The 15,220-nt window shown below is 61.7% G+C and carries 15 protein-coding genes; 8 read left to right on the top strand and 7 right to left on the bottom strand.

The genetic code is table 11. The features are described from left to right. Positions 1–126: 126 nt before the first annotated feature. Positions 127–795: a DsbA family protein gene (locus P3G66_RS15215; protein ID WP_003943239.1), complete on the bottom strand. Its 669-nt coding sequence runs from the start codon at positions 793–795 to the stop codon at positions 127–129. 140 nt (positions 796–935) lie between these two features. On the opposite strand from P3G66_RS15215, the gene P3G66_RS15210 reads away from it, so the two are divergent. Next, complete coding sequence (locus tag P3G66_RS15210; protein ID WP_003942951.1) at positions 936–1,763, top strand: AraC family transcriptional regulator; 828 nt, start codon at positions 936–938, stop codon at positions 1,761–1,763. On the opposite strand, the gene P3G66_RS15205 is transcribed toward P3G66_RS15210, so the two are convergent. Both P3G66_RS15205 and P3G66_RS15200 read right to left on the bottom strand, forming a co-directional pair. Then, positions 1,750–2,745 carry an ABC transporter substrate-binding protein gene (locus P3G66_RS15205; protein ID WP_003943156.1) on the bottom strand — a complete coding sequence of 332 codons (996 nt, stop codon included), beginning with the start codon at positions 2,743–2,745 and terminating at the stop codon, positions 1,750–1,752. The two genes, P3G66_RS15210 and P3G66_RS15205, sit on opposite strands and share 14 nt — an antisense overlap. Before the next feature lie 6 nt (positions 2,746–2,751). After that, positions 2,752–4,146, bottom strand: a complete 1,395-nt coding sequence (locus tag P3G66_RS15200) for an MFS transporter (RefSeq protein WP_003942889.1) — start codon at positions 4,144–4,146, stop codon at positions 2,752–2,754. Positions 4,147–4,265: 119 nt separating this feature from the next. Between P3G66_RS15200 and P3G66_RS15195 the strand changes: the two genes are divergently transcribed. Further along, positions 4,266–4,928, top strand: a complete 663-nt coding sequence (locus P3G66_RS15195) for a TetR/AcrR family transcriptional regulator (RefSeq protein ID WP_003943078.1) — start codon at positions 4,266–4,268, stop codon at positions 4,926–4,928. A gap of 5 nt (positions 4,929–4,933) precedes the next feature. On the opposite strand, the gene P3G66_RS15190 is transcribed toward P3G66_RS15195, so the two are convergent. Further along, positions 4,934–6,154, bottom strand: coding sequence for an SfnB family sulfur acquisition oxidoreductase (locus P3G66_RS15190; RefSeq protein ID WP_054825643.1), 1,221 nt, complete (start codon positions 6,152–6,154; stop codon positions 4,934–4,936). Between the two features lie 98 nt (positions 6,155–6,252). On the opposite strand from P3G66_RS15190, the gene sfnG reads away from it, so the two are divergent. Then, on the top strand, positions 6,253–7,377 hold the full coding sequence (sfnG, locus tag P3G66_RS15185) for a dimethylsulfone monooxygenase SfnG (RefSeq protein ID WP_007730790.1): 1,125 nt from the start codon (positions 6,253–6,255) through the stop codon (positions 7,375–7,377). A gap of 12 nt (positions 7,378–7,389) precedes the next feature. Here the strand turns inward: sfnG and P3G66_RS15180 are convergent, their stop codons facing one another. Further along, positions 7,390–8,916, bottom strand: a complete 1,527-nt coding sequence (locus P3G66_RS15180; protein WP_050656790.1) for an aldehyde dehydrogenase family protein — start codon at positions 8,914–8,916, stop codon at positions 7,390–7,392. A 127-nt stretch (positions 8,917–9,043) separates the two neighbouring features. Between P3G66_RS15180 and P3G66_RS15175 the strand changes: the two genes are divergently transcribed. Further along, entirely contained in the window at positions 9,044–10,186 is a 1,143-nt protein-coding gene (locus tag P3G66_RS15175) for an acyl-CoA dehydrogenase family protein (RefSeq protein ID WP_276116792.1), read from the top strand. A 9-nt stretch (positions 10,187–10,195) separates the two neighbouring features. Further along, positions 10,196–10,888: a GntR family transcriptional regulator gene (locus tag P3G66_RS15170; RefSeq protein ID WP_276116791.1), complete on the top strand. Its 693-nt coding sequence runs from the start codon at positions 10,196–10,198 to the stop codon at positions 10,886–10,888. Positions 10,889–10,898: 10 nt separating this feature from the next. On the opposite strand, the gene P3G66_RS15165 is transcribed toward P3G66_RS15170, so the two are convergent. Further along, the gene (locus P3G66_RS15165; RefSeq protein ID WP_276116790.1) at positions 10,899–11,519 is read right to left on the bottom strand and encodes a TetR family transcriptional regulator; all 621 of its coding nucleotides are present in this window, start codon (positions 11,517–11,519) and stop codon (positions 10,899–10,901) included. Positions 11,520–11,614: 95 nt separating this feature from the next. Between P3G66_RS15165 and P3G66_RS15160 the strand changes: the two genes are divergently transcribed. The 3 genes from P3G66_RS15160 (at position 11,615) to P3G66_RS15150 (ending at position 14,993) form a co-directional block, all read left to right on the top strand. Beyond that, on the top strand, positions 11,615–12,505 hold the full coding sequence (locus tag P3G66_RS15160; protein ID WP_276116789.1) for an oxygenase MpaB family protein: 891 nt from the start codon (positions 11,615–11,617) through the stop codon (positions 12,503–12,505). Between the two features lie 104 nt (positions 12,506–12,609). Continuing rightward, complete coding sequence (locus P3G66_RS15155; protein ID WP_054825644.1) at positions 12,610–13,749, top strand: serine hydrolase domain-containing protein; 1,140 nt, start codon at positions 12,610–12,612, stop codon at positions 13,747–13,749. Between the two features lie 149 nt (positions 13,750–13,898). Continuing rightward, complete coding sequence (locus P3G66_RS15150; RefSeq protein WP_037130565.1) at positions 13,899–14,993, top strand: GGDEF domain-containing protein; 1,095 nt, start codon at positions 13,899–13,901, stop codon at positions 14,991–14,993. Between the two features lie 9 nt (positions 14,994–15,002). On the opposite strand, the gene P3G66_RS15145 is transcribed toward P3G66_RS15150, so the two are convergent. After that, complete coding sequence (locus tag P3G66_RS15145; RefSeq protein WP_276116788.1) at positions 15,003–15,215, bottom strand: DNA-binding protein; 213 nt, start codon at positions 15,213–15,215, stop codon at positions 15,003–15,005. Positions 15,216–15,220 lie beyond the last annotated feature (5 nt).

The following is a 15,220-nucleotide window of genomic DNA, read 5'->3' as shown; positions in this document are numbered from 1 at the left end:
GATTCGTTCGGTGTTCATCAAACCAGAAGGGGGGCCGAAGTGATTTGGGTGAAGTCACGCTGAGCGAAAGGTACGTTCGGCGTACTGAAGGCGTCGGGCGTACCTTTCGCTCGCAAGGTGGGTGGGTCAAGCCACCGCATACGCCCGCACGCACGTGTTCAGGTCGCGGGTGAGATCGGCCGCGGTACTGGTCGGAGAACCGAATTTCACGACGGACCCGTCGCTCCCGTGGAACAACAGCGTCGGAAACGAAGTGGCGTCGAGCCTGCGTGCTCGGACGAAATCAGCGCGGGCGGCATCCTTCGAGGCGGCGGTGAACAGGGAAGACACCGCGGCAGATGGGTCGAGTTCGAGGGATTCCGCGATGGATCGGTATGTCTCGGGATCGGAAAGGCTGCGCCCGTCTCGGTAGAACGCGATCTGCATGGCCTCCGCGATGTCGAGGGCGCGTGTCGGATCTTGCGCGCGCAGTGCGGCGAGTCCGATCGCTGCATCCGTCGAATCCATGACGAACCGCCCATCAGTCACCAGTTGTGAATATCCGTCACCGAAGACAGCGCCGGTCTGGGCGGCGATGGTGGCGTTGGCTGATTTCAGGTACGGAGCCGAAGACATGGGCGCGACGCGCTCACCGGTGAACAGTCCGCCGCTGACCACGGACAAGTCGATGGAATCGGCATTTTGACGGACGAACTCCGTCAACGCAGGGCCGAAGCCGAAACACCACCCGCAATAGGCGTCGAAGACGTAGGTGAGTTGCGTCTTGCCTGCTGTTTCCGAGCGTGATGTCTGCACTGGAAGATTCCTATCCGAGCGTGAACTGATTGATACCCTGACGATATGTCGCATTCGGGTATTCGGTCACGGTGAAGATGAGTCCCGAACTAGTGAAAAACAGACAAGTACCCGTCCGGGACGTCGGGTACGCATCTTCGGTGGCTGACGCGACCGAGATCGAAGTACTCAGCCTGGACACCATTCGCATCAACGGGGGAAGCGCAGAGTTCGTCGGCCCCCAACGTCCGCAATTTCACTTGCTCGCGCTGGTGACCGAGGGCTCGGCGCTACACACCATCGACTTCGTGAACTACGCGGTGAGCCCGGGGACCGTGTTCTGGGTCAGACCGGGGCAGGTGCAACAGTGGGGGCGAATCCAGGACTTCGAGGCGACGGTTGTTCTGTTCACGCCCTCGTCGCTCGATGCCGTCAGCCAGCAGTTGTTGGACGGGAACGCTCGCAGTCGGCAGGCAGCGTGGCAGTTGTCCGGCGAGAACCTCGAGACCATCAGCACGGGTATGAAACACCTGAACCTGAACTACGGCTGCCCGGATACTTCCGCGCCGGTCGTTCGCGCGGCCATTCTGCGGCACACGCTGACAGCAATTCTGTTGAAACTGACTCATCTCGGTGGACAGGAACAGAGTTCCGTGCTGGCACACAATGACGTGTTCGAAAGGTTTCATGCCGTTGTCGAACGTGACTTCGCCACGGTCCGTTCGGTTTCGGAGTACGCCAACAAGATCGGGTACTCCGAGAAGACTGTACTGCGGGCCACCCGAGCCGCTGCGGGAATGACGGCAAAGCAGTACATCGATCAGCGTGTGATTCTCGAAGCGAAACGTCTGCTGTCTTTCGGTACGGACACGGTCACCCAGGTGGCGTCGAAGTTGGGATTCGACGATTCTGCGAACTTCACAAAATTCTTCGCCACCCGGGTGGGCGTTTCTCCGCTGACCTTCCGTCAGGACGTCAGAGCGCGCTGAATGCCGCCCATCGCGCGTCGGCACTGTCGAGGGTTCCGATGCTGTTCTGCCCCTTGCCATGTGCGATGCCGTCCAGATCCTGGATGATCCAGTAGATGGCAAAAGGATGGCTGCCGAACCAGAGATCACCGCTGACGTCCAGAGCGTGCGCCGGATCGGGTGTCAGGTTGTCGAACAGTGGAGTGTTTCGCACGATGGATGCGTCGTACTGCTGCCCGGAAAGTACGGCGACGGTCTGCGCCGCATGCTCGGGTAGGAGTTCCGGCGAGACGGGGGAAATCGTGCCGGTGTCTTGATTGTTGGTCGCGTTGACTTCCGATGCCGGCCTGGTGAATCCGGCCTCGGTGACCAGTGTGGAGATGGGAGTGGTCGGTGGCACGGTGAACAGGTTTCCGCTGTAGCCGAGAAGGATCGCAAGGCTCTGGCCGGCAGCCGCGGACTTGACGCCTTCGAGGCCGGATTCCAGCTTTCCGATCATGGCGGTAGCTTCGCTGCCTCGATCGAGCTGTGCCCCAGCTTGTTCGAGCACATCACGCCACGGCGCCGAGTACGGGAGGACCAAGGTTGGCGCCACGGAATTGATCTGCGCGAACAGGCTCGGTAGTGGACCGGCATTGCTCATCAAGATCTCGTCGGGTTCGACGGACGCGATCTCCTCGACGGCGGGGTTGGCGAAGAAAGTCGGCTTGTCGAGAACTTCGACGCCCTGCTCGCGCAGAATCGACTTGGCGACGTCCGATCGCAGGGTGCTGTAGACGACGGTGGGCTTCACGCCGAGTGCGAGTGCACTCAACCCCGCGTACTCGTCGAGCGCGAGAATGCGCTGCGGTGAGGCCGGAACTTCGACGGTGCCGAGTTCGTGGGTGACGGAGCGAGTTGCAGAGGCGGTGTCGGACTCGGCGGAGCTGCTGCACGCGCTTGCGCCGGCGACGGTCAGGAGAAGCGCCGAGACGATGCCGAATGCGGTTCGGGTGGTGAACATCTGAGGTCAACGATCCATTCGTGGGAAGAAGAAGGACAGGAGGGTACCGGCCAGCAGTAGGCCGGAGCAGACGAAGAGGGCTTGGGAGTATCCGGAAACCAGTGCTTCGGTCGGCGCGCTGTCCGAACGTGCCGTCGAGGAAGCGGCGACGCTCACGAGAACGGCTAGTCCGAGTGAACCGCCGATCTGACGCGATGTACTCAGTAGCCCGGATGCCATGCCGACTTCTTCGGGGGGAGCGTCGGCGGTGGCGACGTTACTGAGCGGCATGAACGACAGACCGATGCCGATGCTCGCCAGAAGCGAAGGCACCAGGATGACGGCCCAGAAGGGACTGTCGAGGTTCATGGTCGAAAACATGAAAGTTCCGATTGCGGCGACTGCTGTCCCGACTACGAGCAGCGGTCGAACTCCGTAGCGCGGAAGGAGTTTGGTGGACGCGAGGATGCCGATCACCAGGCCGAAGCAGAAGGGCAGGAAAGCCAGACCGGTGGTGGTCGGTGAATAGCCCAGCCCGCGTTGCAGGAAGAGTGAGACGAAGAAGAACGCGCTGAACTGTGCCGCGCACACCAGGCACATGATGGCGTTGGCCAGTCCGATTCGGGGTCGAAGCAGGGTGGACAGTCGTACCAGTGGTGTGGCGCAGCGGCTTTCGACCACAACGAAAGCAGTGAGCAGCGCGATCGTGAGCGCGAATCCACCCAGCACGTAACCCGAAGTCCAGGAATGTGATTCCGTGGCGATCACTGTGCCGACAAGGGCGGTGATTCCGGCCGTCGCCAAGATGGCTCCGGGGAGATCGAGAGAGCCGCCTCTGGCGGCTTGGCCGGCCGGCAGGCCACGGGCACCGGCAACTGCGGCGATCAGGGCCACTGGTGCGCCGGCGAACATCACCCATCGCCAACTGAGCCCTTCGGTCAAAATGCCGCTCAGGACGACACCGAGTGCGCCGCCCAGTGCTGACGACATTGCGCCGATGCCGAATGCCTTGGCCCTGGCGCGTCCGGTGGGAAAGGCCTGACTGAGTGCGGCGAGCCCGGCCGGCGCGATCAGTGCAGCGCCGACGCCTTGAAGCGCCCGAGCTCCGACAAGCATTTCGGCGGACACGGAGAAGGTGCCGACGATGCTGACGAGGGCGAACAGCAGAAGCCCGGAAACCAGAACTCGCCGAGTGCCCATCACGTCGCACAGACGACCGCCGAGAAGCAGCAGTCCGCCGAAGGCGAGGGCGTACGCGTTGACGACCCAGGACAACCCGGCGTCGGAAAAGTTCAGCGATTCCTGGATGTCGGGCAGTGCGACGTTGATGACCGACATGTCGAAGGCCACCAGGAATTGCGCTGCCGCGGCGGCTGTGAGGACCAGAGCCGGTGCGGCTACCGCTCGAGTTGTTGTTGTCATTACAGGTACCTAATTTGTATACGCGTTCTCATAAGTAGTTAGGTTTACCTTGCTGGCGACTGAGATGCAAGGGGTTCCCCGGGCGAGGGCGTCGTAGCAAGGGCGCGCACAATCGACGGATGGCCGAAAAGATGGAACCGAGATCACCGCGGCTCGGACGTCCCCCGACGATCACGTCGGAGCAGATAGTCGACGAGGCGAAACGGCAGCTTCAGACCGGCGGTGCCGACGCGTTGAGCATGCGCGCGTTGGCGAAGTCGCTCGGCACCACGCCGATGGCGCTGTACCGGCACGTGGGCGACAAGGAACAGCTGATCAGCGCGGTGCTCGATGTGTACTCACAAGATCTCGGCGCGCTGGTCCTGCCGCAGGATCAGGTCGAACGGCTTCGCACGATCTTCACTGCGATCTTCGAAAAGCTGGCGTCGGAGCGCTGGATCATCGAGTTGCTTCAGCGCGGTGGCCGTGGTGGGAGCGGCGCTGTGGTCTTGGTCGATCGGGCGATGGCTGCGTGTGTCGAACTCGGTATGTCACCTCGTCGCGCACTGTTGGTCTATCGAGCGCTGTGGAACTACACACTCGGCGCATTGCTCAACATCTACGACACCACTACGCGACCGGAAGGCAGCGTGTCACCTCTCGCGGTCAAGATCCGAGAAATCGGGCCCGAGAAACTGCCGGTGCTCAGTGAGGTGCTCGAGGACTGGCCGGGAGGGACGACGACTGAGAGCTACTTGGAAGGACTGGAAGTCTTGATCAGCGGATATATGAACTCCGACTGATGTGTTCACAGCAGCCCGTGCCGCGGTGGGATTGTCCCGGACAGTGTCCACCGGCCGATGTGCTGGACCTTCCACCTCGTCGGATCGTGCAGGGTGTGCGTGCGCGCGTCACGCCAGAATCGGGAGAGGTTCGCCGATTCGCCCGCGCTTCTGGTGCCACCGATCTCGAACAAAGTGCTCGTGGCCGCCAATGACGCCCTGGCGCCGACCACTTTGGCAGTTGCAGCGTCGATGGATGCTCGAGCCGTGGAGTCCTCGGTGGGATCACGACGCGCCACGTCGATCGATCGCGCTGCTTCCGCCAAGAGGGATCTGGCAGCGCGAACCTCGATGGCCGCTTCGCCGGCGAGTTGAACGAGCAGTGGATCCTCCACCGCTGTATCGACTTTCGCCTCGAAGAAGGGACGCGCCTTTGCCGCGAGTTTCACGGATTCACGCAGTGCAGCCGACGCGATGCCGGTGTCGATCGCGGCGTGCAGGATCTGGGCCTGTGCTCCGTAGGTGGTCGGGTGAGTGAAGAGCGACGTGAAGGGTACGACATTGAACTGCGGCACCGAAACGGATTCCAGGGTCACGGTTCCGCTTGCAGTTGTCTTCTGTCCCATGCCGTCCCAGTCGTCGACGATCGACAGTCCGGGAGTATTCCGGGGTAGGTAGACCGCGGATTTCACCTGTGCGCCGGTCTCGGTGAATTGATCCGCATTGGCGGCACGCACCACGATCCAATCTGCGAAAAGCGCTCCTGTGCAATAGAATTTTTGACCTTCGAGCACAAAGTCTTCCCCGTCGGGGGTGAGAGTGGTGCCGTCGATGTCGATGGTCTTGTTGCCGCGCTCGCTCTGGGCGTTGGCGAACTGCTTGCCCGACAACGCTTCGGCGTAGAAGAACTGCTTCTGCTCGTTAGACCCCTGGTACCGGAGCGCTTCCAGGAAAGTGAAGTGGCTGTGCGGAATCTGCGCGATGCTGGGATCGCCCTCGGCGAGTAGGCGGAAGACCTCGGCCAACGTCTCGGTGCTTGCGTCGATGCCACCGAACTCCTTCGGCACCGAGAGTCCGAGCAAGCCGGACCGCGCCAGGGTGCGAACCTCGTCGTGGGGAAGGAGGCGCTGCGCATCGCGGACTCCGGCACCTGCCGCGAACTCGTCGGACAGCTGTGACGCCACCGAGAGCGCCTCGTCCTCGCTGGTGATGCGGTGCGCGATCTCCTGAATGTCCACAGCAGTCATGCTGCCACCGTTTCACAGTCGCAGCACCCACCCAACACTTACAACCTGTGTGATCGCTACCCTGGAAACCACTGGGAACTGCATGTTTGCTGGGTTTCATGTCTACTGAACGTATCGCCGACGAGATCAAGTTCGCCTACTGGGTGCCCAATGTCAGTGGTGGTCTGGTCACCTCCGACATCGAGCAGCGGACCAGCTGGGACTACGAGTACAACAAGAAGCTGGCACAGACCGCCGAGAACAACGGCTTCGAGTACGCCCTGAGCCAGGTACGTTACGAGGCGAGCTATGGGGCCGAATTCCAGCACGAATCCACGAGCTTCAGCCTTGCGCTTCTCCTGGCCACTGAGAAGCTCAAGGTGATCGCCGCGGTGCATCCGGGACTCTGGCAGCCGGCAGTGTTGGCGAAACTGGGCGCTACCGCTGACCACCTGTCGAACGGTCGATTTGCCGTCAACGTCGTCAGTGGTTGGTTCAAGGACGAGTTCACACATCTAGGCGAGCCGTGGCTCGAGCACGACGAGCGTTATCGGCGTAGCGCCGAGTTCCTTCAGGTTCTTCGTAAGATCTGGACGGAGGACGACGTCGATTTCCGCGGCGACTTCTACCGCATCCACGACTTCACGTTGAAGCCGAAGCCTCTCAACACTCCGGAGCGCCCCAATCCCGAACTGTTCCAAGGTGGTAACTCGGCGGCAGCCCGTGAGAACGCGGGCCGGTATTCGGATTGGTACTTCAGTAACGGCAAGGACTACGACGGCGTCACCGAACAGTTGGTCGACGTTCGCCGTGTTGCTCGTGAGAACGATCGGGAGGTCAAGTTCGGGCTCAACGGATTCATCATCGCCCGCGACACCGAGGCGGAAGCAAAGGACACACTGCGCGAGATCATCGCCAAGGCCAACCGCCCTGCGGTCGAGGGATTCAAGAATGCAGTCCAACAGGCCGGCGCATCGACCGCGTCCAAGGACGGGATGTGGGCGGATTCGACGTTCGAGGACTTGGTTCAGTACAACGACGGTTTCCGCTCACAACTGATCGGCACGCCGGAACAAATCGCGCATCGGATCGTCGAATATCGCCGTCGCGGTGTCGATCTGATTCTCGGCGGATTCCTGCATTTCCAGGAGGAGATCGAATACTTCGGGGCCAAGGTGCTTCCGCTGGTTCGTGAACTCGAAGCAGCCGACAGCGACGAGCAGGTGCTCGTCACCGCCGGCTGATCGCCTGATCCCTCAGGACTTCGCGTGGCGTTTCGCCAGCATCCAACGTGAGATCTTCATGTCCCTGGCTTTTCGCTCGATGGTCAGCAGGTCCAGCGGAGCGTTGAACTTCTGAACGGCCAGTGATTTCACACTGCTGAACTCACGCAGCCCATCGGCTCCGTGGATACGGCCGAATCCGGAATCGCCGACCCCGCCGAACGGCAGGGCGGCGATTCCGGCGAATCCGAGAACCGAATTGACCGTGACGACACCGCATTCGAGCTTTTCGGCGATCGCTCGGCCCTTCGACGAACTCTTGGTGAACACCGAGGCGCCCAAGCCGTACTTCGATGCATTGGCGCGCTCGATCCCCTCGTTCATGTCGGCGACCTTGTTCACCACGACGCTCGGGCCGAACGTCTCCTCGGTGATCGCCGTGGAATCCTCCGGAACATCCGTCAGGATGATCGGATCGATGAACGGACCGTTGAACGAATCAAGTCCGCCGAGTACAGCTTTCGCGCCGCGACTGAGAGCGTCTTCGATCTGGCCCCGGACTATCCCAGTCTGCTTTCCCAGCGTCATCGGCCCGTAGGTCGAGCTGTCGGTGGCGCCGGCGTGGGCGTCTCGTAGCGCGGCGGTGAGCTTGGACAGGAAGGCGTCGTACACGGGCGCTGCGACGTAGATTCGTTCGACGCCGGCACAGGTTTGTCCGCCGTTGCCCACTGCCCCGAATGCCGCGAAGCTCACGGCCGCATCGAGGTTGGCGTCGGAGTCCACCAGCATGGCGTCCTTGCCGCCGCATTCGGCGACCAGGGGGGTGAGGGTGTCCGCGCAGGCGGCCATTACGCGCTTTGCGGTAGCGGTCGAACCGGTGAATGCGATCTTGTCGACACCGGACGAACACAGAAGTGCACCGGTTTTTCCGTCACCGGTAATGGTCTGCAGGACAGGGTGTCCGGGTGCGGCGATGTTCCACAGCCGGGCCAATTCGACGCCGACGCCTGGTGAGAGTTCGCTCGGTTTGAAGACTACGGCGTTGCCGGCGGCCAGTGCGTAGCCGATCGACCCCATCGGTGTGTACAGCGGATAGTTCCAGGGGCCGATCACGCCGACGACGCCCATCGGCCGGTAGCCAACGGATGCAGACTGGTTGGCGCTGATCAGTCCTGCACCGACGCGTCTGCGGCGCAACACTTTCTGTGCGTTGCGTGCCGCCCAGTCGAGATGTTCGACGGCCAGCATGACTTCGAGAAGGGCGTCGTCGCTGGGTTTTCCGGTCTCGGCGGAAATGATCGCCGCCATCGATTCGGCGTGAGTGGCGATCGCGGCGCGGAAATTGCCGAGCACCTTCCGGCGGCCTTGGAATCCGAGTTGATCCCACCACTTCGACGCCGTGCGTGCTGCGGCGACCGCTTTCTCGATCTCCTGCTGGTCTGCAATGGGGTGCTGCGCGACCACGGAATCGTTGCGAGGGTCGAGGCTCGCGAAAGTGTGATCGTCCGATCTCGGATCTGTCGACGTGGACGTGCTCTGGCGGCCGAGCTGTTCTGTCATGTTCTTCAGATCCTCCACATGTCGGTGCATCACATATATGTGATGTGATTTACTGTGCTGGTAGTCACAGTATGCGTCGGACCGAGCTCCGACAAGCCTCCAGCCTCATCTCACTCGGGAGTTTTCGATGTACATGGATTTCACGCAGGAGCAGTCTGATTTCGCCAAGTCGGTAGCGTCGTTCTGCAAGAAGGAAAGTGGTACCCGTGAGCAGCGAGACCTGCTGACCGATCATGGCGCCCATAACCACAACCAGGCGTTCTACGAGAAGATGGCGGAATTGGGATGGCTCGGGCTGACTGTCCCGGAGGAATACGGCGGATCCGCCGGAAGCACGGTCGACCTGTGCATCTTCCTGGAGGAAGCCGCCAAGGGCATGGCGCCGATCGGTGGACTCGGCCCGACCGTCATCACCGGGGCTGCATACGAGAAGTTCGGCAGTCCGGCCCAGAAGGAGGCAGTGCTCGGCGGGATCGTCCGTGGCGCGTCTCAGTCGATCTCGATGTCCGAACCCGAAGCGGGCTCCGACGTGGGAAATCTGAGTTGCCGCGCCGAGAAGGTCGACGGTGGGTGGCTGATCAACGGCCAGAAGACGTGGTGTTCCAACGCGCACTTCGCCGAGAACATCCTTCTGGTGGCTCGCACGTCCCGAGGTGAAGGCAAGCACGAGGGCTTGACCATGTTCCATGTCCCGGCCGACATCGCCGGATTGAAGATCAGTGGAATCGACACCATGGGCGGCAAGGAGGTCAACGATCTCTACTTCACCGACACATTCCTGCCCGAGGACGCGGTGGTTGGGGAAGTCGGCAACGGCTGGCGTCAACTCATGGCCGGACTCAACATCGAACGCCTCATCCTCGCGGCGATGATGCTCGGGACCGCGCAGCGCGCTTTCGACGACACCCTCGAATTCGTCACCACGCGTAAGCAGTTCGGCCGTCCGGTCGGATCGTTTCAGGCGCTTCGCCACCGGATCGCGGATCTCGCCACGGAGATCGAATGCGGCCGTCTGCTGGTCTACAGCGTGGCCCGAATGGTCGACGCCAACCCGACCAAGATGTTCCCGCGGGAAGCGTCGATGGCCAAGCTCAAGCTGACCGAGACTGCCAAGAAGGTCGCGCTCGAGGGGATGCAGATGATGGGTGGGTACGGTTACGCGACTGAGTTCGACATGGAGCACCATGTGCGAAAGACTCTTGTGTCCTCCATTTATGGTGGTACCAACGAGATTCAGCGAGACATCATCGGCAAAACGTACGGACTGTGAGGATCGGTTGTGGCAACGTCTGCACGCACTCGGAGAGCGACATCTGAGCTGAGGAGACGTCCACAGTTGTCGGAGGACGTGGCCAACCACGTTCGCAACCTGATCATGTCCGGCTCGGTCCGTCCGGGCGAGTTCGTCAGGCTGGACGAAACCGCGGCCGACCTCGGGGTCAGCGTCACGCCGGTGCGAGAAGCCCTCGTCGCATTACGCGGCGAGGGGATGGTCGAGTTGGTTCCGCATCGCGGCTATCTCGTCTCGCCCCTCAGTCGCCAGGACATCGAAGACATCTTCTGGTTGCAGGGGCAGATCGCGGTCAAGCTGGCGTTGCGGGCGATGGACAGCATCACCGCTGATCAACTCGCGGAACTCACGGAACTCAATGCCGATTTGCGAGCGGCGGTCGACGCTTCGGATGCAGCTGCGATCCAGCAGTGCGAATTCGAGTTCCATCGCCTGATCAATCGCGCTGCGGGTGGTGCGAAGTTGGCATGGTTCCTGTTCGGCGCGATTCGGTACACCCCGGCTCGTCTCTACGCGACGGATCCAGGCTGGGGTGAGCTTGCGGTATCGAGCCACGATGCTTTGATCGCGGCGTTCGAGAAGCACGATCGAGAACAGGTGGACGCGCAGATGAGTCTGCAGTTCTCCGACGGCGCTGCTCGACTTCTCGCTCACCTCGACAACATCGGGATCTGGGACTGAATGCAGGAGCTCAAGACGGCGGCAGGGCGGGTGCGAGCAGGATCGCCGCACATTCGGCGACCAGTTCTTCTTCCGTCACGTCGATGTACCCGTCGAGCCATGCACTGAGGGTCTGCGCCAGGCCTCCGACCAGGAACGTGGCCGTCAGGGTCAGATGACCGCTGTCGTTCAATCGGTAGAAGGTCTTCGCGTTGGCGGCCAGGAGACCGATGAATATCGTCGTCGACGCTTGGCGTTTCTCGGCCAGGACAGGGCTCGTCAGGGCGTTGGAGAACAGTAGACGTCCGCGACGGGGATCGTTCGCGATAGTGCGGACGATGTTCGCGATTCCAGCGAGCGCCTTGCCGCGTTCGGTCTCGGCGGCGTCCACTGCAGCCTGGGTTGAAACGGCGATGTTCGTGATGACGGTGTCGTAGACGGCCGACATCAGAGCATCACGATCGGTGAAGCTCTCGTAGAAGTACCGCGCCGCGACACCGGCCTTCTTGCACACTCCGCGGACCGTCAGTTCAGGTTCGGCCGACCCCATGAGTTCCAGACCGGCCTCGATCAGTGCCTCCCGTCGTTGGGCTACGCGGAGCGCGCCGTCGACGCCACCGTACGAACGCGGTTGGTCATTCATGAAGACCATCTTTGCATCCCGAGATTGCTTGACATCTCGGCATTTCAGCGTTTCACTCATCTGAGAACATGCGTTCGCAGATATGACTTCGAAGGGGTTCTGCCATGACGGTGAGTAGGGATTCGACGGGCGGGCGCGGGGAAGCGGTGGCAGGCGGCATCGGAGCGGTCGGCGTCCAGGCGGTCGACATCGACGCCGAGGTTGAAAAGGCGATGTCCGGGCTCGGACTGTTGGCCGCCGGCGCCAACGTCATCATGCAGTTGGCGCGCCCGGCGGTGGGGTACGGCGTGTACGAGAGCAAGGTCGAGACGGGTCGGTTGGATCGGCATCCGGTGAAGCGAACCCGGACGACGCTGACGTATCTCGCCGTCGCAAGCCTGGCGACGGACGAAGAAAAGAAGCTGTACCGGCGCGCAGTCAATGGCTCGCACAAGCACGTTCGCTCCGATGAGAACAGTGCGGTCGAGTACAACGCGTTCGATCCGGAACTGCAGTTGTGGGTGGCCGCCTGCCTGTACCGAGGCTTCGAGGACGTCTACAAAATCTTGTACGGGGATCTCGATCCGGTAACCCGGGATGCGTTCTATCAGCGCAGCGCCACGTTCGGTACTACCCTTCAGATGCGACGCGACATGTGGCCGGCGGACCGGGATGCGTTCGAGGTCTACTGGAACGAGAACCTCGACAAGGTGGCGATCGACGAGACGATTCGTGAGCATCTCTACGGGATCGCGTCGGCGACCTTCACTCCGAAGCTGTTGCATCCCGTGGTCGGTCCGCTCAACCGATTTGTCACCACCGGGTTCCTGCCCCAAGCCTTTCGTGACGAAATGCGGCTCCCGTGGTCAGTGCGTCAGCAGCGTAACTTCGACCGATCCATGCGCGTCGCCGCGCTGGTCAATCGGTTCAGTCCGAAGATTCTGCGGATGTTTCCCTACAACTTCTATCTCTGGGATCTGCGTCGGCGCATCGCCAAGGGAATCCCGTTGGTCTGAGCCGACTCTGGCACTTGAAGTGATTGACACCACAGGTGAATCGGACACATACTCAACGTAGTTGAAGTTGACGTCAAGTTTCATCATTCCTGTGGAGGCTGTCAGTGGCGAACATCGAAGGCGTTTGTGACCAGCGATTCTCTGGCTTGAAGGAGGCGCTGGCACGCAATCTCGATTCCGGCGAGGACGTCGGGGCAGCGATCGCACTGACGATCGACGGCGAATCCGTCGTCGACATGTGGGGCGGTTGGGTCGACCTCGAGCACACTGCTCCTTGGTCTCGCGACACCGTCACCAATGTCTGGTCCTGCAGCAAGACCGTGACCGCACTGGCCGCGCTCATGCTCGTCGACCGCGGGTTGCTTGATCTCGACGCCCCGGTCGCGCAGTACTGGCCGGAATTCGCAGCAGCGGGCAAGGACCGAATTCAGGTCCGGCAACTGTTGTCGCACACCTCGGGCGTGTCGGGGTGGGATCAACCGTTCACCCTCGAGAACATCTGCGACGACGAATATGCCACCGCCCGGTTGGCGACACAGGCTCCGTGGTGGGAACCGGGTACGGCATCCGGATATCACGCCCTCAACTACGGCCACCTGATCGGCGAGGTCGTGAGGCGCATCGACGGACGAACCCTCGGTAGCTTCATCGACGAGGAAATCGCCGGCCCGCTCGATGCTGATTTCCGCCTGGGCTTGCCGAAGTCGGAATACGGGCGAGTCTCGAATGTGATTGCGCCACCGCCTTTGCCGATCGACATCGCGGCACTCGGGATGGACAACATCATGGTGAAGACATTCACCGCGCCGCCCGCTGACGCTACAGGTTCGTGGACCGACGGGTGGCGCGCCGCCGAGATCGGTGCGGCCAACGGTCATTCGAATGCGAGGGCACTCGCAAGGATCCAATCGGTGATCGCGTGCGGTGGCAAGGTCGGTGACGTTCGCTTGCTGTCGGAGGAAACGATCGACAAGATCTTCGAGGAGCAGTCGTACGGGGTCGACCTCGTCCTCGGCGTGCCGGTCCGCTTCGGCGTCGGATTCGGATTGCCGACGCCCGAGTCCGTCCCGTTCATTCCGGAGGGGCGAATCTGCTTCTGGGGAGGTTGGGGTGGCTCGCAGATCATCATCGACACCGAGAAGCGCATGACGTTCTCGTACGTGATGAACAAGATGGGGCCGGGTCTGCTCGGTTCCGAGAGATCGGCGCAGTACGTATCGGCGGCCTACGACGCTTTGAGTTGATCGACCGATTCAAATCCGGCAGAACGGTTTGTTTGTCTGTCGCCGCTGACTATGCTGCCGGATATGCCAGTGCGCTTCGGGGGGAAATCAGCGAGTCCGTTACGTCGAAGTATGCCCAAAAGTTGCGGAGCAGCATCGGCTGACCGGCGATGAACGGTTTGGTCGACGTTGTCATGCGCTGGTGGCAGTTGCCGGACCAGTTCCACAGTTTCAGCAGGTACCTCGAGGACCGCGGGTTCTTGACTTCCTGTCGGGCGCTGGTCGGCGGAACGGCATTCTGGATGGGGTTGGTGTTGCTGTCGGCGCGATTCAGTGACGTCGGTCCGCAAGGTACGTTCTGGCGAACGGTCAATCTGGCGGTCATCGCACTGTGCCTCGGCGCGGCCCTGATCTGGTGGCTGTTTCCGCCGACGCCGCTGTGGTCGTACACCTTTGTCGTGGGTTCCGACGTCGCGATTGCGGCGGCGGCCGCAACCGACTCGGAACCGCTGGGACGGCTCATCGCGTGCGTCGTTTTCGCGTCGATCGGCGGCTACATCGCGTTCTTCCACAATCCGAAACTGCAAGTCGGTCACTTGGTCTTCGCCTCGACGGTCACAGTGCTTTCGGGGTGGACTTTGTTGTTCGGGCCAGTAGCGGACGTCGGCTTGGGACTGGCGAAAATCGCGGTCGTGATGGCCACCATCATTGTGATTCCCGTGGTGTCCCAAATGGTTCTGGCAGTTCTGGGATCCGACGCCACTACTTCCGACATAGACCCGTTGACTGGTCTGCTCAACCGTCGCGGACTTTCGCGTCGTGTGAAGGATCTGATGGGACCTCCGGTGACCGAGGCCGATGCGGTTCTCGTGGTGGTGATCGACCTCGATCGCTTCAAGACGATCAACGACGTTCACGGCCATGACGTAGGAGACAGCACGATCATGCGAACTGCACTGCGCATCCGTTTGTGGACAACCCAGTCCGCCTTGACTGCTCGTATGGGCGGTGACGAGTTCGTCGTGGTCGAACGGGTACCGGTCAGCGTGATCTCCAGGCTGGAAGGACAGATCCGCTCCGCCATGGACGGAGCGACCGATGATCCTCCGACGAGCGCGAGCATCGGAATGGCGGTCCGCACCGCGCCCCGGAATCCGGGTGAGTCCGTCGACGCTGCTTTTGCCGAACTCTTCCGCGTCGCGGACTCGGTGATGTACGAAGCGAAGCGCGAAGGTGGCAACCAGGTGCGGGCGAGCCTGGTCTGATGTGAGAGCTCAGTCGGCGAAGCTCAGACCACGTTCGGCGAGTGCTTCGCGCAGAATCCTCAAGGCCTTCGGTCCCATCCCGTGCAAAGCGCCGAGTTCCTTCTCGGACACGGACGTCAGCTGCGCGAGATGGGTGTAACCCGCTGCGATCAGCGCGCGCTGTGCGGGAGCTCCCGTCTTCGGGAAGTCGGTTTCCGCTGTGCCCGGATCCGGTTCTGTCACTGGCC

The organism is Rhodococcus sp. C3V (assembly GCF_029269915.1).
Classification (GTDB): Bacteria; Actinomycetota; Actinomycetes; order Mycobacteriales; family Mycobacteriaceae; genus Rhodococcus_F; species Rhodococcus_F qingshengii.
The sequence above is the reverse complement of the archived record's forward strand: the minus strand, read 5'-3'. Positions and strand labels throughout refer to the sequence as shown.

Coding starts and splice junctions, on each gene's coding strand:
- P3G66_RS15205 (WP_003943156.1), bottom strand. CDS start 2,745: ATGTTCACCACCCGAACCGCATTCGGCATCGTCTCGGCGCTTCTCCTG.
- P3G66_RS15200 (WP_003942889.1), bottom strand. CDS start 4,146: ATGACAACAACAACTCGAGCGGTAGCCGCACCGGCTCTGGTCCTCACA.
- P3G66_RS15195 (WP_003943078.1), top strand. CDS start 4,266: ATGGCCGAAAAGATGGAACCGAGATCACCGCGGCTCGGACGTCCCCCG.
- P3G66_RS15190 (WP_054825643.1), bottom strand. CDS start 6,154: ATGACTGCTGTGGACATTCAGGAGATCGCGCACCGCATCACCAGCGAG.
- sfnG (WP_007730790.1), top strand. CDS start 6,253: ATGTCTACTGAACGTATCGCCGACGAGATCAAGTTCGCCTACTGGGTG.
- P3G66_RS15180 (WP_050656790.1), bottom strand. CDS start 8,916: ATGACAGAACAGCTCGGCCGCCAGAGCACGTCCACGTCGACAGATCCG.
- P3G66_RS15175 (WP_276116792.1), top strand. CDS start 9,044: ATGTACATGGATTTCACGCAGGAGCAGTCTGATTTCGCCAAGTCGGTA.
- P3G66_RS15165 (WP_276116790.1), bottom strand. CDS start 11,519: ATGGTCTTCATGAATGACCAACCGCGTTCGTACGGTGGCGTCGACGGC.
- P3G66_RS15160 (WP_276116789.1), top strand. CDS start 11,615: ATGACGGTGAGTAGGGATTCGACGGGCGGGCGCGGGGAAGCGGTGGCA.
- P3G66_RS15150 (WP_037130565.1), top strand. CDS start 13,899: ATGAACGGTTTGGTCGACGTTGTCATGCGCTGGTGGCAGTTGCCGGAC.